The organism is Fibrisoma montanum, assembly GCF_003583365.1.
GTDB lineage: Bacteria > Bacteroidota > Bacteroidia > Cytophagales > Spirosomataceae > Fibrisoma > Fibrisoma montanum.
In genome coordinates this window covers 408,151-426,681 of record NZ_QXED01000001.1, presented here as the reverse complement: position 1 = coordinate 426,681, position 18,531 = coordinate 408,151, and the positions used below count along the sequence as shown (strand labels likewise).

The 18,531-nt window shown below is 56.6% G+C and carries 17 protein-coding genes; 8 read left to right on the top strand and 9 right to left on the bottom strand.

All coding sequences use genetic code 11. The annotated features are described in order from the left end of the window. Positions 1-21: 21 nt before the first annotated feature. Positions 22-984, bottom strand: a complete 963-nt coding sequence (locus tag DYU11_RS01805) for an HlyD family secretion protein (RefSeq protein ID WP_119665928.1) — start codon at positions 982-984, stop codon at positions 22-24. Between the two features lie 37 nt (positions 985-1,021). After that, the gene (locus tag DYU11_RS01800; protein ID WP_119665927.1) at positions 1,022-1,717 is read right to left on the bottom strand and encodes an ABC transporter ATP-binding protein; all 696 of its coding nucleotides are present in this window, start codon (positions 1,715-1,717) and stop codon (positions 1,022-1,024) included. 118 nt (positions 1,718-1,835) lie between these two features. Between DYU11_RS01800 and DYU11_RS01795 the strand changes: the two genes are divergently transcribed. Next, positions 1,836-2,492, top strand: coding sequence for a MarR family winged helix-turn-helix transcriptional regulator (locus DYU11_RS01795; protein ID WP_119665926.1), 657 nt, complete (start codon positions 1,836-1,838; stop codon positions 2,490-2,492). 95 nt (positions 2,493-2,587) lie between these two features. Here the strand turns inward: DYU11_RS01795 and DYU11_RS01790 are convergent, their stop codons facing one another. From DYU11_RS01790 to DYU11_RS01780, 3 genes are all read right to left on the bottom strand, one after another. Continuing rightward, entirely contained in the window at positions 2,588-3,811 is a 1,224-nt protein-coding gene (locus DYU11_RS01790) for a thioredoxin family protein (protein ID WP_119665925.1), read from the bottom strand. A 165-nt stretch (positions 3,812-3,976) separates the two neighbouring features. After that, positions 3,977-6,016 carry a hypothetical protein gene (locus DYU11_RS01785; RefSeq protein WP_119665924.1) on the bottom strand — a complete coding sequence of 680 codons (2,040 nt, stop codon included), beginning with the start codon at positions 6,014-6,016 and terminating at the stop codon, positions 3,977-3,979. A gap of 18 nt (positions 6,017-6,034) precedes the next feature. Then, the gene (locus tag DYU11_RS01780) at positions 6,035-7,939 is read right to left on the bottom strand and encodes a 3-keto-alpha-glucoside-1,2-lyase-like domain-containing protein (protein ID WP_119665923.1); all 1,905 of its coding nucleotides are present in this window, start codon (positions 7,937-7,939) and stop codon (positions 6,035-6,037) included. Between the two features lie 120 nt (positions 7,940-8,059). Here DYU11_RS01780 and DYU11_RS01775 point away from each other — a divergent pair, with 120 nt between their 5' ends. Continuing rightward, positions 8,060-8,854, top strand: a complete 795-nt coding sequence (locus DYU11_RS01775) for a 3-keto-disaccharide hydrolase (protein ID WP_229365660.1) — start codon at positions 8,060-8,062, stop codon at positions 8,852-8,854. Positions 8,855-8,980: 126 nt separating this feature from the next. Next, complete coding sequence (locus DYU11_RS01770) at positions 8,981-9,898, top strand: ChaN family lipoprotein (protein WP_119665922.1); 918 nt, start codon at positions 8,981-8,983, stop codon at positions 9,896-9,898. A 1-nt stretch (position 9,899) separates the two neighbouring features. On the opposite strand, the gene DYU11_RS01765 is transcribed toward DYU11_RS01770, so the two are convergent. Next, positions 9,900-10,988, bottom strand: a complete 1,089-nt coding sequence (locus tag DYU11_RS01765; protein WP_119665921.1) for a hypothetical protein — start codon at positions 10,986-10,988, stop codon at positions 9,900-9,902. A gap of 99 nt (positions 10,989-11,087) precedes the next feature. Between DYU11_RS01765 and DYU11_RS01760 the strand changes: the two genes are divergently transcribed. The 3 genes from DYU11_RS01760 to DYU11_RS01750 all read left to right on the top strand — a co-directional run bounded on the left by DYU11_RS01760 (position 11,088) and on the right by DYU11_RS01750 (position 14,469). Beyond that, complete coding sequence (locus DYU11_RS01760) at positions 11,088-11,843, top strand: outer membrane beta-barrel protein (RefSeq protein ID WP_119665920.1); 756 nt, start codon at positions 11,088-11,090, stop codon at positions 11,841-11,843. A 95-nt stretch (positions 11,844-11,938) separates the two neighbouring features. After that, entirely contained in the window at positions 11,939-12,562 is a 624-nt protein-coding gene (locus tag DYU11_RS01755) for a Cj0371 family chemotaxis-regulating polar lipoprotein (RefSeq protein WP_119665919.1), read from the top strand. 113 nt (positions 12,563-12,675) lie between these two features. After that, positions 12,676-14,469 (top strand): glycerol-3-phosphate dehydrogenase/oxidase, encoded by a 1,794-nt coding sequence (locus DYU11_RS01750; RefSeq protein WP_119665918.1) that lies wholly within the window; start codon positions 12,676-12,678, stop codon positions 14,467-14,469. A 13-nt stretch (positions 14,470-14,482) separates the two neighbouring features. On the opposite strand, the gene DYU11_RS01745 is transcribed toward DYU11_RS01750, so the two are convergent. Both DYU11_RS01745 and DYU11_RS01740 read right to left on the bottom strand, forming a co-directional pair. Beyond that, complete coding sequence (locus DYU11_RS01745) at positions 14,483-15,208, bottom strand: SDR family oxidoreductase (RefSeq protein ID WP_119665917.1); 726 nt, start codon at positions 15,206-15,208, stop codon at positions 14,483-14,485. An 81-nt stretch (positions 15,209-15,289) separates the two neighbouring features. Next, complete coding sequence (locus DYU11_RS01740) at positions 15,290-16,285, bottom strand: nucleoside hydrolase (protein ID WP_119665916.1); 996 nt, start codon at positions 16,283-16,285, stop codon at positions 15,290-15,292. 271 nt (positions 16,286-16,556) lie between these two features. On the opposite strand from DYU11_RS01740, the gene DYU11_RS01735 reads away from it, so the two are divergent. Beyond that, entirely contained in the window at positions 16,557-17,729 is a 1,173-nt protein-coding gene (locus DYU11_RS01735; protein ID WP_119665915.1) for a glutathionylspermidine synthase family protein, read from the top strand. Between the two features lie 72 nt (positions 17,730-17,801). Here DYU11_RS01735 and DYU11_RS01730 read toward each other — a convergent pair whose 3' ends face one another. After that, entirely contained in the window at positions 17,802-18,104 is a 303-nt protein-coding gene (locus tag DYU11_RS01730) for a hypothetical protein (RefSeq protein WP_119665914.1), read from the bottom strand. A 79-nt stretch (positions 18,105-18,183) separates the two neighbouring features. On the opposite strand from DYU11_RS01730, the gene DYU11_RS01725 reads away from it, so the two are divergent. Next, entirely contained in the window at positions 18,184-18,531 is a 348-nt protein-coding gene (locus DYU11_RS01725; RefSeq protein WP_119665913.1) for a DoxX family protein, read from the top strand.

Below are 18,531 nucleotides of genomic sequence, written 5' to 3'. Positions count from 1 at the left end.
GTAGACGTTTAAATTGGGTTATTACAATAGGATCAGGCAGTCGACGCGGCTACCGATGAGTGGCGACCGGCCCGGTTCCAGCCGGATGTGTACTTCCCGCACGCGCCGGTCTTCCTGCTCGGTATTCTGATCATTGAAGAGTGATTTTTTGCGGAGGTAATCGGCCGTGAAGCTGACCGTACCCCGCGCCAGCGTATCGCCGGTCGTCTGCGAGATAAGGGCCGCCCGCTGTCCGGTCTTTACCCGGTCGGCGTAGAGCTCGTCAACTTCGGTTTTGGCGAAAAGCGGTCCGGCTGCGGCAAATTCAGCAATCTGGGTGTTGTCGGTCACGTAGTCGCCGGGGTTGATGGTGACCTTCAGAATCCGGCCCGGCTGGGGTACGGCCACTTTTTTCTGCCCGACAACGGTCCGGTAGTAAGTAATGTCGGCCCGTAGTTCATTGAGCCGGTTCGTGGCTTCCAGTACGTCGGCCTGGGCGGAGGCTACGTCGGTTACCAGTCGGTCCAGCGCGGCTTTGCTCTCGTCGAGGGCCTGTTTCGTCTGGGCTTTGGCGTCAATGAGCTGCCGGTTACGTTCGTAGGTATCCCGGGCCTTTTGCAGATCTACGTTCAGCCCGTTCAGTCGGGCCTGTCGGGCTGCGATACTGGCCTGCTGGGTCGCAAGCTTGCTTTGAGCCTGCGCCAGTTGAGCCGTTTCGACGGCTACTGCTACGTTGATGAGCGACTGCCCGCCCACAACGTCCTGGTTTTCGTCGATCAGTACGTTCAGCACTTTGCCGGTGGTACCGGCCGTAATGGTCTGAATCCCATTCTCGGGTTCGATGCGGGCCACGCCCATTACCCGACTGACAGCGATCGGTGCCTGTACCGAGTCGGTCTTGGCCGCCGAATCTTCCTTTCCATTCGACTCACTGCACGAGGTCACATTGAGAAGCATGGCCGATGCGACCAGCAAGGCACCTACGGTTTGAAAATTACAAGGCATAGTTGTAGTTGATATAGTGTGTTTGTTTGACGTAATGCTACTCGATAAGATTGGCAGGCCCGGAGCCGAGCTGCGACACCACGCCGTTCTTTACTTCTACAGCCCGGTCGGCGTAGCGCTGAAGCCGGGGGTCGTGGGTCACGACGGCGACTGATTTGCCGGTCAATGTCAGGCTTTTCAGTTCGTCCATGACTACGTCGAGCGAATCCTTGTCGAGCGAGGCCGTCGGCTCGTCGCAGAGCACGATTTTGGGGTCGGTGACCAGCGCCCGGGCGATGGCAATCCGTTGCTGTTCTCCGCCCGACAGCGTCCTGGGCAGGTTCTTTCGCCGGTGGGTCATCTTCACTTTCTCCAGAGCCTCCAGCGTTCGCCGGTTGATTTCGGCCGTGGAAAGCCGCTGCATCTTCAGCGGAAACGCTACGTTCTGTTCGGCCGTTAACGGTGCCAGCAGGTTGAACTGCTGAAAGACAAACCCAATGGTGTTCAGTCGCAGCGACGCCATCTCCCGGGCGGTCAACTGGTTCACGTCCTGATTCGCAATAAGTAGCTTGCCTTCGGTGGGATTGATCAGGCAGCCGAGCAGGGAGAGCAGGGTCGTTTTTCCCGATCCCGAAGGACCGATGATCAGCAGGAGTTCACCTTCGTTTAATTGCAACGAAGTTTTAGCCAGCGCCGTAACGGTCTGGTCGCCAGTGCGGTACTGTTTGTTAGCATCAATAAGCTCAGCAATCATATTAGTACCATTTTAAACTTTATGGCGTAAAATTACTTTGTATTGGTAGTAAATACAATGGTTTGGTAGTAATTGTTTAAAAAAATAGTTTACTTTGGTATTAAAATAAAGAAGTTGAATGGACAGAAAGAAGAATCCGGTGATTGAGTTAGTGAAAGCCTGGGAGCTGTTTGAGCAGTCGAACGCGGGCGAGAGCGTTGAAGATTTTTGCCGGTATTATCTGCGACAGCAAGAGGTCGATACGTTTAAACAGTCGGTAAGTGAAACCAAGGACGACATACCGGGTATGCGGGCTTCGGATGCGCTGCTGATCGCTGTTGCCCGGGTTAACAAATACACCAGCTTTTACACCCGGAAAGTGATGCAGCATCTGCCGGTCGATAACGGTGAGGATTTTGCGTACCTGGCTACGCTGCACTTTGACGGAGGGATGCGAAAAGGCGAATTGATTAACGCCAATATCTCGGAGTTTACAACGGGCACGAACGTCATCAACCGACTCATAAAACACGGCCTCGTCGAAGAGTTTCCGGACCCGGTGGATGCCCGGTCGAAGCAGGTGAAAATTACTGATAAGGGCGTGCAATGGATTCACGACTGCCTGCCGGATATGCTCAGCGTCACCGATTTGCTGATGAACGGCGTGCTATCGGAGGAGGAAATGCGGGTCGCGTTTCTGATCCTGAACAAGCTGGACCGGTACCATGCGCCCCTGTTTGCCGAGTTCAGAACCCAGAAAGTCGAAGACATTCGGGAACGGCTGGCCAGTCGGTAGGGGCGAAGCCTGACGGAGCCAGCAGACACAGCTGACTTTACAACATAAAAAAGACCCCGATCGATAACCGGGGCCTTGTCTAAACACAGCGGACGTCAGATCGCCCGGCGTTTCTGCATTTTCTGCAGCGTGGATTCGTAGCTGCTGGTGTCATCGCCGGCCGCCTTTGCCATGTCGATCGCTTTCTGCTGAAGCAGTATGGCTTCGTCGCGTTCGCCCAGCCGGTACCGCAAACACGCCTGTAAACTGGTGTTTAACGAAGTTGGAAAGAGTTGATTGCTCGTGCTAAGCCAGTTCAGTGCAGTTCGAAGTCTGGTGTCGTCTTTTACGTTCTGCGAAAAGTAATAGCCGATGTTGCACAGCAGGTAGTAATTCTTCTCAAATAAGCCGGGCTGTTGCTGGCGGTGATCCGGTGTCAGGGTGGGTAGCAGATAACGAGTTGCGAAGGCATCGGCCTGGCTGGTGTAGGTCTTCCAGTCTTCGGCCGCTGCGTAATAGCTCAGATGATACGTTGCGTTCGAGAACGCTGCGCTTTCAGGCGTTTCCAGCTGGTCTACGAACTGGCAGACGGATTCCAGCAGTTTTTTATCGCGTTGCAACCCGGCCGTGTTGACGTCGTTGCTGAGAATAACATCAATGGCACCCCGAAACCGAGCGTCCTGTCTCCGGCTGAACAGGGTATTGAAAGCGGCTCCCCGGCAGGTACTGGTGTGGGCCAGCAGCAACGAAGTGATGGCTGGTGTCGATAACGAGTCAGTGGGTAAACTTTTTATATACTCATCCAGCAGCGAAGCGGTTTCCAGTCCAATTGTTCGGCGCAGCCGAAAATACATCGACAAAAAGGCACTTTGCCGATTCCCTTCCTGATACGATGCGTCGTACAGCGCCAGGGTCATGCCGACGGGGGTTTTTCGGAATACCCGCTGGCCTTCCTGCTCAAATTCGTAAGCGGGTTTAGCACCAACCCAGGAATCAATTAACTGACCATTACCATCCACAAACAGCGCCGTGGGATAAGCCTGCACCATGTATTTTTGAGCGATGGTCCGGCCTTCGCCCCGCTCGGCGTCAACTTTATAATTCAGAAACAACGTGTTGAACGTCCGGGCAACTTTTTTGTCTGTAAAAACAAACCGATCCAGCATTTTACAGGGGCCGCACCAGATTGCGTATACATCGACGAAGATCAACTTATTCTCCGCTCTGGCGCGGGCCAGCATGTCGTTCCAACTCCCTTTTTCAAAAGTAACTTGCTGAGCAAACGAAGGTAAGGTAAAGAGGGTCAGGCAGGCGGATAGAAGAAAATAAAAGCGGTTCATAGCGTAGGTAAGAAGTTTCCTGAATATAAATACGGTTTACTAATCGATCAAATAGGTAGCGTAAAATTCATGTTAAGCTTTATTTTTTGGTAGTGAATCATCACAAATGGTTATAAAAAAACCCGATCGCATTAGCAATCGGGTTGTCAATAGAACGCTTACGGCCTACGGCTTATCCACATCGGCCGACTGGCTCGCTGCGCCAGTCGAGTTCAGCGAGTTGATCCAGGCCGCGATTTTCAGGGCGTCGGCTTTCGGCACCTGCGGCATGGGCGGCATCTCGGTGGCGTAGTCCGGCCAGTTCTGCGGCTTGGGATTATAGATCAGATCCACAATCTGGTCGTTGGTGTACCTGCGCTTCGCTACGTCCTTGTACGCCGGGCCTACCTGCCGTTTGTCGGTGTTGTGGCAGGCGAGGCACGTATGGCGGCTCAGCAACCCTTTCACTTCATCGTAGGTGGGGGCTTTGGCCATCGTCACGGCCTGCCCTTCTTTCAGCTTGGGCTTACCACCCGTCGTGGCCGGTTTGGCGCCCGCTTTAGCCGGTGCCGGTTTTTTACTTGTGGCGGGTGCCGTAGCAGCCGCCGGGGTAGCCGCCGGTATCGCCGAATTTTGCGTACTGACTTCAGTCATTGCCAGCTTTTGGCCTTCGGGAATGTTGTTCAGCGTATAGTACGCAATCGGGTGAACGAGCGAATACGATCCTTCCGTAGCCCGCACGCCATCGAGCGTCAACTGGTGAACGTAATACCGGCGCAGGTTGTCGACAATCAACCGGGCTTTCAGGCCGTCGGACGATACTTTCACGCCTTTGATGGGCAGCGCTTCCTTGTTGATGGTTGGGCTTCCGTATACCGAGTGATACTTGTAGATAAAGCTTTCAACGCGGTACGAGGCCAGGTCTTCGGCCGATTTGCGGTCGACGGGTTTGGTGAACTCAACCTCAAAACCGTCGGGCATTGCCTTTACGGTGCGCATCTCAAACGGAATAGCGCCGTTCCAGACCAGCCGTTGCAGACCCTCGTTGGCTTCGCCGGCAGAGCCCCAGCCCCGGTTGGTTTCACCGACCATCAGCGAACCGTCTTTTGCCCAGGCCATGCGCAGCACACCCGACTGGAAACCATTGCGGAAATCAATGGCTCCGCCCTGGTATTCGCCGTTCACTTTCTCCATGAACACGCGCGAAATCTTACTCATACCCTGGTCGCCTACCAGCAGCTGACCGGCAAACGGACCAAAAGCACCCTGCGGAATTTCAAGAATTTCGGAGTTTGAAATCCCCAGAATACCGTGGGGAAGCCATACCGCCGGCGTTTGAACGCTGGCACCCGGAAACTTGTCTTTCATCTGAAAGAGCAGATTCGGCGTTTCGTTGACCACGTTCTCCGGCTTGATGGCCCGGCCGCTTTCGTCCCGGCGACGCCGTTCGTCGATCTGGGCGTTGAACTGCTCAGCCGTCAGCTTAACCGGCGAATTAGGCGCTCCTGTCCAGCGGAGACCCGCCGGGTGACCAACAAACGCTCCTTTTTTGACGTGAACGATACCGCCCGATCCCATCCAGTCGCCCTGGTTGTCGGCGTAGAACAGTTCACCGTCGAAGATACCCAGTCCGCACGGCGAACGCATGCCCGTTGCCCAAGGCTCCATGGTTCCGTTTTCATGGATCTTCATGGTCCAGCCGCGCCAGGGGACCCGGCTTTCTCCGCGCCACCATTCTTCGTTACCGAAGGCTACATTGCCCGTCACGAAAAACGAACCGTCGGGGGCAATCTTCGGCCCGAAGCTGTACTCGTGATAATGACCCGAGAGAGGCCAGGCAAACACCGTTTCAATCACATCGGCCTTGCCGTCCTTGTTGGAGTCGACCAGTTTGGTCAGTTCGCCACGCTGGGCGCAATACAGAGCCCCGTCTTTGTAGGTCAGGCCCAGAATTTCGTGCAGCCCTGACGCAAACTTCCGGAAGTATGGCCGGCGGCTCGTCGGGTTTTCTACGATCCAGATATCACCCCGGCGGGTTGCTACGCCCAGATCGCCATTCGGCAGCACCGTCAGCCCGCCCACTTCGAGCAACGTACCCTCGGGGGCCGTTACCTTCATAATTTTAAAGAAATCCTCCTCTTTCGGCGATTCCTGCGCCCGCAGCGACTGGGTTGTCAGGGTTAGCAGGCCGGCCGCAACGAGCAGGTAGTTATGTATCCGTTTCATACTGTGATGGTAAAGTCGTTAGAAGAGTATGGAATAACTCAGCTTGCCGGATTTAATCGGAATAATCAGTTCCTGACCATTGCTGGTTGGCCGAACGATCGGTGAAGCACCACCGCCGTCGTCGACCCGAACGTACGCTTGCCCATCGACTACGTACATGCCGGTTTCAAGCGGATTGATGGACGTACCGCTGGCTATGCGGGCATACATCCCACCGGCCGGGTTCTGGATCGTTACGTCCCGACGAATGCCCTGGCTGTTGTCCAGTACCCGAATCTTGTCTTCGACCGTAGCGCCGTAGCTCAGGTAACGGAATGAAGGGCGGTCGTTTTCGTCCAGTACGTACCCTTTGGGGCGGTAGTTGCTGCCGGTCGTGTCGGTAGGCCAGTTGGCTTCCGTCGACGATAATTTAGTCAGGAAGAGCATTGGCATACCCATGCGCTGCACCATGCCCATCGGGCGGGATGAACCATCGCCCCGTTCGTGCCACATCGGCGTCGTGTCGAGGAAAGCACCCCGCCATACCTGCACCAGCGCACCCCGGTCGAGATCGTAGGTATAATGAACCTGATCAGGACTACCCACCGACACCGCATGAACAACCCGGAATGCCGGCTGGCCGTTGACCCGCGACGAGTTTACTGCGTTGGTGTTGATGCCCGGAATGTCCATAAAGCTGCGCAGGATGGTGTTCGTCTGGGCGTCGACAATGATCGGATCCACATCACCGCCCCCACCGGCTTCGGTGGCGCTGATCGTGAACTCACGGACACCCGGTCCGGCCACGGCCAGACCAAGGGCCGGCTGGGCCCACTCGACAAATTTAGTGTACGTCAGCTCAAACGGCATGTCGCCGGCCGGTAGCGTTGCCTTCCCGTTGGCCGACCGGCTATTGGGCGTAACAACGGTCTGGTTATTTATTTTCAACGTACCGCGGCCACCCTGGGCGCCCAGGTTGAACGTGTAGTCGCCCGGCTGCTTAACCCGCAGCGTACCTGTGTAGCGAATCAGAAAATCGTTCGGAAGGCGGCTCACCGACGCCGTCAGGATAGGCGAGAGCCCTTCGGATTCAGGGGCGATGCCACCAAAATCAGCCGGATCGGCTTTCTGGAAGCTGCCTTTGTAGACCGCATATTTCAGATCGACCAGTTCGGGGCGCGGTTTGTCGTAGATGACGTACCGGATGTTCCGGAACGCAGCCGAGCCGTGGTCGCCCTGGAAGGTCAGCGGGCCGAGCGCAACCTCGTCGTTGGCCATCGACGCCCGCGTCGGCCCCGACAGTTCAACGTTTTCGTGGATGGTCACGCCGTTCAGTTCGACACGGAGCATCCGGGCGTTTTCGGTTTTCTGGCCGTTGGCGTTGAAGCGGGGCGCCTGAAACGAAATCTTCAGGTGCTGCCACAGGCCCGGTGCCCGGCTCGCGTTCTGGCGGGCGGGGTGGCCTTCATACCCGTTCTGGCCTTCGGGTCGCTTCTCGTCCCAGCGTTCATAGATGGAGCCGTTATCGATGATGCGGGGCGCTTTGATGCCCCAGCTGTCGAATAGCTGCACTTCATAGCGGCCCTGCAGATAGATCCCTGAATTGGCGTTGCGGGCCATCATGTAATCCAGCTCCAGATCCAGATCGCCGTGCTGCAGCGTAGTCAGTAAGTTGTATTGGTGACCGGTTTGCTGCTTCTCCGGCAACGTGACCAGAACGCCCGTCCCTTTTTCGGTGACCAGGGTATTATCCTTTTTCAAGTCGGCGCGGACGCCCCCAACGATGCGCCAGTTGGCTGTTGGTGCTTTAAAAGCGCTTAAATCGGCAAGTGATAATGAGGTGGTGGCCGTTGGATTTGGCTGCGCAATAGCCAGACCGGTACCGAGTGTCCAGCCGGCGCTCAGCACCCAGCGTGTAAACGACCTAAAGGATTGTTTTACCATGAATAGAACACTATTTTAGGCCTTAAATTTACCATTTTTTCAACATAAACGGGGCTGTTCCGGCATTTAGTCTATCTTTGAACGTTTTCCTTAAGCATGTATCAATTTTCAGTTATTCGCATGAAGACCGTGTTTTTTGCGCGTACGCTAACCCTTGGCCTCGTTGGCGCAGCCTGTGTGCAGGTGGCCATCGCCCAGACTGAACCTAATAAGCAAACACCTCAGTCGACCGAAATCTGGGAACCCGTTCCTCCGGTTGTAACGCCGGGTGTGTATTCTGCCAATACCGCCGGTACGACTCCCCCTTCCGACGCAATCGTATTATTCGATGGCAAGAATGCTGACAACTGGGTGGCTAACAAAGGCTACACACCATCAGCCAGCACGAGCCCGCTCCAGTGGCCCGTTCGCGATGGGGTACTGTACTCGTCTACTACGTCGTCGGCCCGCACCAAGCAGGAGTTCGGCGATATGCAGCTCCACATTGAGTTCCAGACGCCCTCGAAGGTGGAAGGCAACGGCCAGGGCCGGGGCAACAGCGGAATCTTTCTGCAGGGCCGCTACGAACTCCAGGTGCTCGACAACTACAACAACCCGACCTACGTGAACGGGATGGTTGGCTCGATCTATAAGCAGGCGATTCCGCTGGCAAACCCCAGCCGGAAGCCCGGCGAGTGGCAGAGCTACGATATCATTTACATGGCTCCGCGCTTCAATAAAGCCGGTTTGATGATAGAGCCGGCCTACGTAACGGTCTTGCTGAACGGCATTCTCGTGCAGAACCACGTAGCAATCCGCGGAACGACCGAGTACATCGGTTATCCGAAAGTACAGGCGCATGGCAAAGGCCCCCTTATTCTGCAGGACCACGGCAACCCGGTTGGTTTCCGCAACATCTGGGTCCGGGAATTGTAAGCCTTCCGGCCGGCTGAGCTTTGCTGAAAAATCCCCCGACTTACGCTGGGGGATTTTTCGTTTCTGTTATTTGTGTTCGGCACGAACCTATCCGTCAGGACGTTGTTTCTGTAAAAAACAGTACGTATGCGCTTTGCTCCGCTGCTTCTCTGCCTGCTGGTTTTCGCGTTTCGGTCCGATAAGCCCGCCTACCGGCTCTACGATCAAAAGTTGAAGCCGACCACCTACGCCCGCCTGCTTCGGCAAGCCGCTGAAGCGGATGTCGTGCTGTTCGGCGAGTTGCATAATAATCCGATCTGTCACTGGCTCGAACTGCAGCTGATGAAGGACCTGCACGCCGAAAAAAAAGGGGCGCTTGTACTGGGTGCCGAGATGTTTGAAACCGACAACCAGCAGGCGCTCAGCGACTTTGTGCAGGGCCGGACAACCGGTAAGGAATTTGCCAATCGGGCCCGGCTCTGGCCAAACTACGATACCGACTATCAGCCCCTGGCTAATTTTGCGCGGGAAAACAAGATTCTGTTCGTGGCCACCAACGTACCACGTCGCTATGCCAGCTTAGTGGCGCGGCAGGGACTGGCTGCGCTCGATACGCTGTCGGCCGATGCTAAGCGGCAAATGGCCCCCCTGCCCCTAACCGTCGACCTGACCTTGCCGGGATACAGGGCCATGCTGGATATGATGGGGAGTTCGACCCACGGCGGAAGCTCCGGCCCGGCCTCCGGCGCTCACACTAATCCGCACGGCGGTTCGTCTGATCAGGCGGCCAATTTTGCGCGGGCGCAGGCCATCAAAGACGCAACCATGGCTCACTTCATCCTGCAGAACCTGAAACCGGGCCAAACCCTGCTGCATCTGAACGGCGACTATCACTCCAAAAATTTCGAGGGCATCGTCTGGTACCTGCGCCAGCAGCGCCCGAATCTGAACATCCTGACGCTCTCGTCGGTGGAGTCCCCTGATCCCGACAAACCAGCTGACGAAAGCCGCGGACTCGCCAACTACGTGCTGGCCATCCCGGCCGACATGACCAAGACGTATTGACTTAGCTGCTGCTCAGCCGCTCGACGACCATATACTCGGCCACCAGTGCCCAGCAATGGGCCTCGCATTGCCAGCGCATGTGTACCAGCGGCCGGTCGGCCAGCCGGCGCAGCAGTGGGTGCTCGTAGGCGGTCAGTAACCCGGCAATGAAAAAGTGAAAGTCCCCAAACGCCTGCTCAATGTGTTCCAGGTCAACCGAAGGGTTGTCCGTCTGGCCGAGCCGAAGCAGCGTCGTAGTCAGCACTAATTGCTCCAGCCGGTTCGTCGCCCGTTCAACCAGGTGCTGTGCGTCCTTGATCAACTGCGCCCGAACCGGTTCTAGCTCAGGAGGCTGAAAAGCGGCCATCAGCCTTGCCAGATGATACAGGATGAGCGAAGGGCGGGCGTAGTGCGGAGCGCAGCGGAACGGCTCTGCGCGGTACCGGCCCGTTTCCACCACCGACCGCAGGTAGATCAATGTATCCGTTACGTGCTGGTCGCGGGGACGATCGTATTGAAACAGGCAGTAGAGTAGGTTGCTCATGGCACAGGCATCAAAGTCGATGCCCATGGTCTTTCCAAACCAGGTTGAATACGCCCGCAGCGTCTGGTAATCGCCGTACGTGTTCCGAATCATGCGCTGGCTCAGGTTAGCGTGCTGACCAAGCTTGGTTTGCAGCCAGGCCACTTCATCCGTCGTTGGGCTGGTGGTCAGGTAAACCATCGCCGTATCGTCGATGTCGTCCGGGATGCGGAAATGATCGAAATGCCGAAACAGGTAGCCGTTCGAAAAATGCTGCGAAGGGCGCGTCGGCCAGAAGTTATAGGTCAGCAGGCCGTCTTTATTTCGGAAAAGCGGATACGTACGCACGGCCCGCTGCCAGATCTGCTCGATCCGTTGCTGGGCCGTTGGCGATACGTGCGGCCGTAGCTGTTGCAGCGTAAATACGGTAATAGCCGTAAAAAATACGTTTGTGTCGGGGCGGTAGTAGCGCAGGGTGGCGTTGCTGCGGTAGGCGGCAAACAGCCCCGTCGGAAACCAGCGGTCGCCGGTCGATTGCAGATCGGCGATGCGCTCAATTACAGCGTCAACAGATAAACCACTGACCATATCGGCTAAAATTACAATTCACTGCGTAAAAGTGGCACTGATTTTGTTTGAAATAGCTTGCAATTGATTTTACCGAATTCAGTACTAACCCGTTACGCAATGAAACGAATTTTTCTGACTGCGCTCGCGGCTGGCCTAGCTACCGTGTCGTTTGCCCAGAGAGCGTTTATCCTGGCACACCAGCCGAAAAAGGGGTTTATCACCTTAGCGGCCGGAACGAGCCTGCCGGTTGGCGATTTTGGGTGCCAGACCGTTTCGGACCCACGGGCCGGTATGGCGATTCAGGGCGTTGCGGCCAATGTGGCCGTGGGGTACCAGTTTCTGGGACCGGTTGGTCTGACGGCCCGGTTTGAGCATCATAGCAATGCTTTGAAAGCAAGTTCGTTACTGAATGCCCTGGTCATGAACGAGGGGGATCAGTGGTCGGCCAAAGCCGGTAACTGGGCCGTATCGACCCTGATGGGCGGACCTTATGTGCATATTCCGTTTAACGGCCTGCTATCCCTGGATGCGCGGGTAATGGCCGGCCGCGCGTCGGCAACCTGCCCCAGCACCTCACTGGAGGGGACCGTTGACCAGACCCCGATGTGGGTGAAAACGACCGGCGGCAGCAGTACGGCAACGTCGTTTGGCGGGGGCGTAACCCTGCGCTACCGCGTCGGCCGCAGTGTTTCCTTCAACGTCAACAGCGACTACACCCGGGCTAACTTTCGCTTCGACAACCTGACCTCAACGGCGCAGACGGGCAACGGCCGGGCACAAAGCGGCTTTTACAGCAGCGACCAGCTGATCAGTTCCGTTACGCTTACGGCCGGGGTATCGATCCTGTTTGCCAATCGTCAGCGTCCGTTCTGACGACCGCTGGTAGCGTCTACAGGCGGCTTATCCGAATCGACTTGTAACCCAACGGGCCAGGTGGTAGTTTAGTAGATAAATCATTGATCTAGACTATGACTCCGCTCCGCCAACACGCGATCATTCGCCGGGTGAAAGATATAACCCTCAGTACAACGCTCAGCATTGCATTGCTGAACGGCAGCGTACTGCTTCAAAGCTGTGGCAATAGCCAATCCGATTCCGAACGCGCTACCACCGAGCAGACCGATAGCTTCCGGCAGGGCGTTCGGACGTACATCACCGAAACGGCTCCCGGTAACTTCAAAATCACGGACGAACAGCAGGTTGACCCTGGCCGGGCCGGTGCCATCGTGAACTATTACGACGGGCACCGCGATACGCTGAGCGTCGAAGCGGCCCGCCGACTCGTACAGAACGATCCCTCAACCAGTCAATATTTCAATAATCCGGCCAGCTATGGGTCATACCACAGCAACGGTCTGGCCAACGCGCTGTTGTGGGGTGGCCTTGGCTACATGATTGGCCGCTCAACCGCTCCGCGCTTCCGCGACGATGAGCGCCGGTACGCATCGGGCATTTACGCCAACCGTGGTCTTTACGACCGTACCAATTCCATTCGCGAATCGGTCCGGTCGTCGCGGGTGACCAGCTCCCGGCCGAGCGGTGGGCGGAGTGGTTTCTTCGGCGGTAGCCGCAGCCGGGGTTTTTCGTCCTAGTTGCCCGGTTATTTGCTACCTTAGCCATACGGCCAAACCAGCCATTAAGGAATTGTGAAACAGAACTTAATGCGCCGGGCTGCCTGTTATCCTAACGAACTACGTTACCAAACATGAATCGCCAACACAACCTGAATCGGCTGCGGCACGAATCCTTTGACATCTGCGTGATTGGAGCCGGCGCCAGCGGGGCCGGGGCCGCTCTCGACGCAGCCCTGCGGGGCTACCGGGTCGCTCTGATTGACAAAGGGGATATTGCGGGCGAAACGTCGTCCCGCTCGACCAAGCTGATTCACGGTGGGGTGCGGTATCTGGAGCAGGCTGTCAAGAATCTGGACCTGGCTCAGCTTCGGCAGGTTCGTCACGGCCTGGCCGAACGACGGACGGTGCTGCGGAACGCCCCGCATCTGGCTCATCCGCTGGCTTTGCTAACGCCTGTTTTTAGCTGGTTTGAGGCCGTTTATATCACAATCGGCCTGACTCTCTACGATTTTTTTGCCAGTCACGACTCGTTTCCGAAAGGCCGCTGGCTGAGCCGCGAGAAAGCGCTGGCCAAAATGCCGACGTTGACGCCCCGGCTTCATAGTGCCGTTTTGTACTACGATGGTCAGTTCGACGATGCCCGCTACGCGCTGGCCCTGGCGCACAGTGCCGACGAAGCCGGTGCGGCCGTGGCTAACTACGTGGCGGTACGCGGTTTTGCACACGACCATACCGGCCGGCTGGTGTCTGCCGATGTGGAGGATCAGTTGTCGGGCGAGACGATTACGATTCAGGCCAAACTTTTCCTGAATTGTACCGGTCCGTATGCCGACAGCATCCGGCACCTGGCAAACCCGCTGCTCGAATCCCGCATCCGACCCAGTAAAGGCGTTCATATCGTGCTGCCCCGCAGCGTACTGCAAAGTGACAGCGCCATGCTGATCCCCAAAACAGCGGATGGGCGCGTCGTATTTGCCATTCCGTTCGGCGACAAGGTGTTCGTCGGAACGACCGACGATGACTACACGGATCTGAACCGCGAACCGGTACTGGAGCCAAAAGAAGTCGATTACCTGTTAGAAACTCTTCGGCCATACCTCGCCAAAACACCCGATCGGTCGGAGGTCGAAGCTGGGTTTGGTGGCATCCGGCCGCTCATTACGTCAAACCGGGCCACGACGAAAACCTTGCTGCGGGATCACGAAGTTGAACATGATTCGCGCTCAAACCTGCTCAGCCTGCTGGGCGGTAAATGGACGACGTATCGCCTGATGGCCCAGGACGCCATTGACCGGGCAAGTGAGTTGCTCGATACTAATGTTTCCTGCTCTACAGCCACGCATTACCTGGTCGGGGGCGAAGGCTACCAGTTCGAGAACTGGCAGCAGCTTCAGAGCCAGTATAACTTACCCGCCGACGTAGCCCGGCACCTGGTGAAGACCTACGGCACCCGGGCCGAGCGAGTAGCCGAACTGAGCCAGGCGCAACCCGGTCTGACGGAGCGTCTGGCCGGTAATCTTTTACCCAGTAATTCACTGATCCAGTCCTCCCGAGTTAGGTCTGACGGCACGTCTGACCAGAGTGCGCCCCAGATCATGCGCCATTTGCCCGGGTCTGACGGCACGTCTGACCAGTCTGCAGCACCCCATAGTTTACCCTTCATTGCGGCCGAGGTAGTCTACCAGGTGCGCGAGGAAATGGCCGTTACGTTGCGCGATGTACTGGCCCGGCGGTGGCGGCTCGAACTCGCCGACTGGCAACTGACCAGCGACCTGGCTCCACAGGTGGCCGACCTCATGGCCGCCGAACTGGGCTGGACGGAGGCACATTGCCAGGAAGAAGTCGAAACCTATCAGCACCTGCTGGCGTCGTTCGTGCAGCAGGCCGGGCTAACCTCGGCGCCGTCGAACGTAGCGACGGTGTGAGCGACGACACCTGTTAACGCAGCAAAGCTCCGCCGTCTACGTCGATTACTGCACCATTAATGAACGAATTGCTCATTGAATGGGCTACAGCCAGTGCAATGTCTTCGACCGTACCGACGCGACCGGCCGGGGTTTTGGCGGCTGCCTCTTCCATTAGATGCCTACGGTCGCTGTCGTCCATAAAATCCCAGAGCGATGTATCGATTGCGCCCGGCCGCACGACGTTGAAGCGGAGCGGGGCTAATTCAACAGCCAACGCTTTGGCGAGTCCTTCCAATGCCCGCTGGGCTACCGTAACCATAACGGAACCTGCTTCCGGACGCTGAGACAATCCCCCCGATATGTACGTAACGGAGCCGTCACGCCGTAATTTGGGTACCGCCAATTGGGTCAGTCGATACGTACTCCAGAACTTACCCTCCATGTAGGCCCGGGCCTGCTCACCCGAATCGTCGAGAAAACCACTGCGTGAACCTGGACCCGCCGTTATGAATAAGTGATCCAGCCCGGTGATTTGCGCAAACAGTTCGTCAATGGAATCTGGTTGTGTCATGTCTACCGTGATAGCCTGTGCCCGGTCGCTGAGCTGCTCCAGTGCTTTATTTAACTTTTGGTGATCATGGCTGGCGATGATGACCCGTCCCTTGAGTTTATCAATCAACTGAGCAGTGCCAAATCCCATTCCACTGCTGCCACCAACGATGAGTACACGTTGGTCTTCGAGCGAATCAAATAGCATAGCGTTACAGAGGTTGTGAATCTGTAACACTCGCAGCCTCAAAGGGTTTTGCTTTAAACGGTTGCATTAAGAACTTTCACCTTACCGCTTTACCGGCTGGTGCTGCATCAGTTGATTGATCTTGGCCTGAACCTGCGGCACCGGCATGTTCACCACCAGGTGCTGGTGGCCCTTGCCCGTCGATGTCCAGGTATTGGAGCCATCGGTGTTGACGGTCATACGGCCGGTTTTAACCGTGTAGTACGGGGCCGGTCCCTTGATCGCGACCAGCACGGCCGTCTGGTCCCAGCTCATGCGGCCGTTGTTATCTTCCTTCGCCATAGGCAGGCAGATGCGGAACACGTCTTTTACCGGACTGTTGCGAATCGCTTTATTTCTTGTCAGGGGGAGGCCTGTCTTGATTTGTTCACCGATCTCGAAACCGCTCAGCAGCACCGGCGTCGGCCAGGTGTTGAATACCACTTTCGACGCGGGCGCATCCTTGAATACGTTGTACTCTCGGCCTGAAGGAAACTTACCCGCCATGCTGACCAGCTGCTTCACTTTTCTGGTTACCAGGTCCCGGCCCGACAGGTTAGAATACTGATCCGGCTTCGACTGGAGCAGATTCGCGAGGTTGGTCAGGAAACCAACCGTTACGATGGTTACACTCTTGTCGGGCTGTTTGGCCAGAATCTGGCGGTACAGCGCCACGGCGTCGGGTACGTCGTTGTTGGAGCGCACCGAATGCGGGTACCTGGCCACCAGCGTATCGGACCAGTGCTGGGTGTCTTTATCCGTTACAGCTGCCCCTTTAGGAACACCAATCGGTACGTCGGGCCGGCCGAAGTAGGTGTTCAGTACGTCAATAACCTGCGTTACTTTCGGGTATTTGGTGCTGGCAATAGTGGCCAGAATCCGGGCCTGGCCGCTGTCGGCGAGGGCGTGCAGGAGGGTAATGGCCCCCACATCGTCGTAGTCGGGGCCCATGTCGGTATCGAAGATGATTGGAACGGCCTGCCGGTTGGGCGTGCGCTGAGCAACTACACCGTTATCGAGAAACAGGGCGATTAATAGAAAAAAGAAAGTGCGGGTCATGGATTCAGGTATTTTTGGTGCGAAATATAAACCCGGAAATTGATAAGTACAGCCGGTGGATGCCAGACCGGGTTGTCTCAGATTAATTCGCACGTCCATCCGTAGGTTTGACGGCACGTCTGAACGGGTTATGCCGATTGTAAAGTCCAGCGGTCAGACGTGCCGTCAGACCGGGTCGTGCTGGTCGCGCCTGAACCAGTTGTTTCAAATTGTATCAATCAACTGACTCACTAGCCGATGTGCTGTATTGAGTTTCATAATTAGCTAAGTTATGGTTAATCTAAAGCCCTTATCGATGTCACCCGATGCCCAGCTCCGCAACCTCGGCTGGGACTGGATGCTCGGCACCGATACGCTGCCTTACCTGACCAACGAAGTCGTTGTTGTTCGGCCCGACGAAGCCGACGCTTACTACGAAGCCGCTAATGAGTTGTTCGACAGGCTGGTTGAGGCCGGGCAGCACGTTATCGATAATAACCGGTTTGCCGAATTGGGCATTCCGGAGAACCTGATCGATCTGATCAGACTGTCGTGGGACGACGACCGGAACCTGCACCTCTACGGTCGCTTCGATTTCGCGGGCGGGATCGATGGCCGACCTATCAAGCTGCTGGAATTTAACGCCGATACGGCTACCTGCCTGCCCGAAACCGCCGTGGTGCAATACGCTCACCTGCGGGCCAATGGTCTTGACGAAAGCAGTCAATTTAACAACGTCTTCGAAACCCTGACCGAACAGTTTCGCGAGCTGCGCCGGCTCAACAACGACCTGGAACCTTACCTGCTGCTGTCGGCCATGCGCGGTTTCCCGGAAGACGACAGTAACGTAGCGCTGATCGGTGAAGCCGCGCGCGAAGCTGGTTTTAGCGTGCAGTACGATTTCATCGACAACGTCGAGTTTTCGGCCGACCAGGGAATCTTCCGGCAGAATCCTCAGAACGGTCAGTTTGAGCGAATGGACTTCTGGTTCAAGCTGGTGCCCTGGGAGTACATCGGCGAGGAGGAGCCTGAACTGGCCCGAATGCTGACGGAGGCTGTGCGTCGGCGGCTGGTTGTGGTGCTGAATCCGGCTTATACGCTGCTGTTCCAGTCCAAATACATCCTGAAAATTCTGTGGGAGCTGTTTCCAAACCATCCGCTGCTGCTCCAGACCGAAGCCAAACCATTGACCGGTAAGGCCTATGTCGAAAAGGTGCTGTTTGGCCGGGAAGGGGCGAATGTCCGAATTGTTGACAGCAGCGGTCGTGAGCGGCAGGCGGTGGATGGTGACTACGGCGATTACCCCCGCATCTATCAGGAGTACGCCGAACTGCCCACCGACCGCAACGGCCATTCGTACCAGGCGGGGGTGTTCTTCGCGGGCGAAGCCTGCGGACTCGGCTTTCGGCGGGGCGGTCTGATCCTCGATAACGGCGCCGGATTCATCGGGCACGTGGTGGAGTAGGGAAGTCGGTATTCGGTTCACGGCGGGGGCTGCCTGGCCAGCATCCCGTACCAAACCGAATACCGTACCGTATTACCGCCCTGCTTTCTTTTGGCGACGGCGTTCCTCGTACCGTTCGCGCTGTTCGGGTGTCATGGCGTTGAGTTTAGCCTGCTTTTTCTGCCGGCGTTCCGCTTTGAACGCTTTTCGTTCGGCCGGGGTCATCCTGGCCAGTTCTGCCTTCTTTACGGCTTTTCGTTCGGCCCGCTGCTCAACCTTCAGCTCGGTCAGTTTATGGCCGGGTTTGTCAATGTGGACATCCGGCCGGGTTTGGGCGTGTGCACCGGCGGACAGCAGTACGGTGGTTATGGTCGCAAGAAACAAAGTCGATTTCATAGGGTAGCCTGTTTATCGGTTAGACCCTCGTAACCGACTTTGGTTTAAACGAAACGCCGACCTTGTCCGTTTGGTATTCATGCAATCACTGAGCTTGTACCTGATGGCCTTCGTCTACGTCGCTGCGGGCGTAAACCACTTCATCCGTCCGAAGTTATACATGGCCATCATGCCGCCTTATCTGCCCGCTCATTCTGAACTGGTTATGCTGAGTGGCGTGGCCGAAGTGGTGCTTGGTATCGGCTTGCTGTTCCCGGCTACCCGTTCAGTATCGGCCTGGGGGCTGATTCTGTTGCTGGTCGCCGTCTTTCCGGCCAATGTCTACATGGCTACGTCCGGACGGTTTCGTAAACTACCCCGTTGGCTGCTGTGGGCCCGGCTGCCGTTGCAGGGGCTGCTGATCTGGTGGGCCTGGCAATACACCTGA

Excerpts from the sequence above, each read along its gene's own strand:
- DYU11_RS01805 (WP_119665928.1), bottom strand. The coding sequence starts at position 984 with ATGCCTTGTAATTTTCAAACCGTAGGTGCCTTGCTGGTCGCATCGGCC.
- DYU11_RS01800 (WP_119665927.1), bottom strand. The coding sequence starts at position 1,717 with ATGATTGCTGAGCTTATTGATGCTAACAAACAGTACCGCACTGGCGAC.
- DYU11_RS01795 (WP_119665926.1), top strand. The coding sequence starts at position 1,836 with ATGGACAGAAAGAAGAATCCGGTGATTGAGTTAGTGAAAGCCTGGGAG.
- DYU11_RS01790 (WP_119665925.1), bottom strand. The coding sequence starts at position 3,811 with ATGAACCGCTTTTATTTTCTTCTATCCGCCTGCCTGACCCTCTTTACC.
- DYU11_RS01785 (WP_119665924.1), bottom strand. The coding sequence starts at position 6,016 with ATGAAACGGATACATAACTACCTGCTCGTTGCGGCCGGCCTGCTAACC.
- DYU11_RS01780 (WP_119665923.1), bottom strand. The coding sequence starts at position 7,939 with ATGGTAAAACAATCCTTTAGGTCGTTTACACGCTGGGTGCTGAGCGCC.
- DYU11_RS01775 (WP_229365660.1), top strand. The coding sequence starts at position 8,060 with ATGAAGACCGTGTTTTTTGCGCGTACGCTAACCCTTGGCCTCGTTGGC.
- DYU11_RS01770 (WP_119665922.1), top strand. The coding sequence starts at position 8,981 with ATGCGCTTTGCTCCGCTGCTTCTCTGCCTGCTGGTTTTCGCGTTTCGG.
- DYU11_RS01765 (WP_119665921.1), bottom strand. The coding sequence starts at position 10,988 with ATGGTCAGTGGTTTATCTGTTGACGCTGTAATTGAGCGCATCGCCGAT.
- DYU11_RS01760 (WP_119665920.1), top strand. The coding sequence starts at position 11,088 with ATGAAACGAATTTTTCTGACTGCGCTCGCGGCTGGCCTAGCTACCGTG.
- DYU11_RS01755 (WP_119665919.1), top strand. The coding sequence starts at position 11,939 with ATGACTCCGCTCCGCCAACACGCGATCATTCGCCGGGTGAAAGATATA.
- DYU11_RS01750 (WP_119665918.1), top strand. The coding sequence starts at position 12,676 with ATGAATCGCCAACACAACCTGAATCGGCTGCGGCACGAATCCTTTGAC.
- DYU11_RS01745 (WP_119665917.1), bottom strand. The coding sequence starts at position 15,208 with ATGCTATTTGATTCGCTCGAAGACCAACGTGTACTCATCGTTGGTGGC.
- DYU11_RS01740 (WP_119665916.1), bottom strand. The coding sequence starts at position 16,285 with ATGACCCGCACTTTCTTTTTTCTATTAATCGCCCTGTTTCTCGATAAC.
- DYU11_RS01735 (WP_119665915.1), top strand. The coding sequence starts at position 16,557 with ATGGTTAATCTAAAGCCCTTATCGATGTCACCCGATGCCCAGCTCCGC.
- DYU11_RS01730 (WP_119665914.1), bottom strand. The coding sequence starts at position 18,104 with ATGAAATCGACTTTGTTTCTTGCGACCATAACCACCGTACTGCTGTCC.
- DYU11_RS01725 (WP_119665913.1), top strand. The coding sequence starts at position 18,184 with ATGCAATCACTGAGCTTGTACCTGATGGCCTTCGTCTACGTCGCTGCG.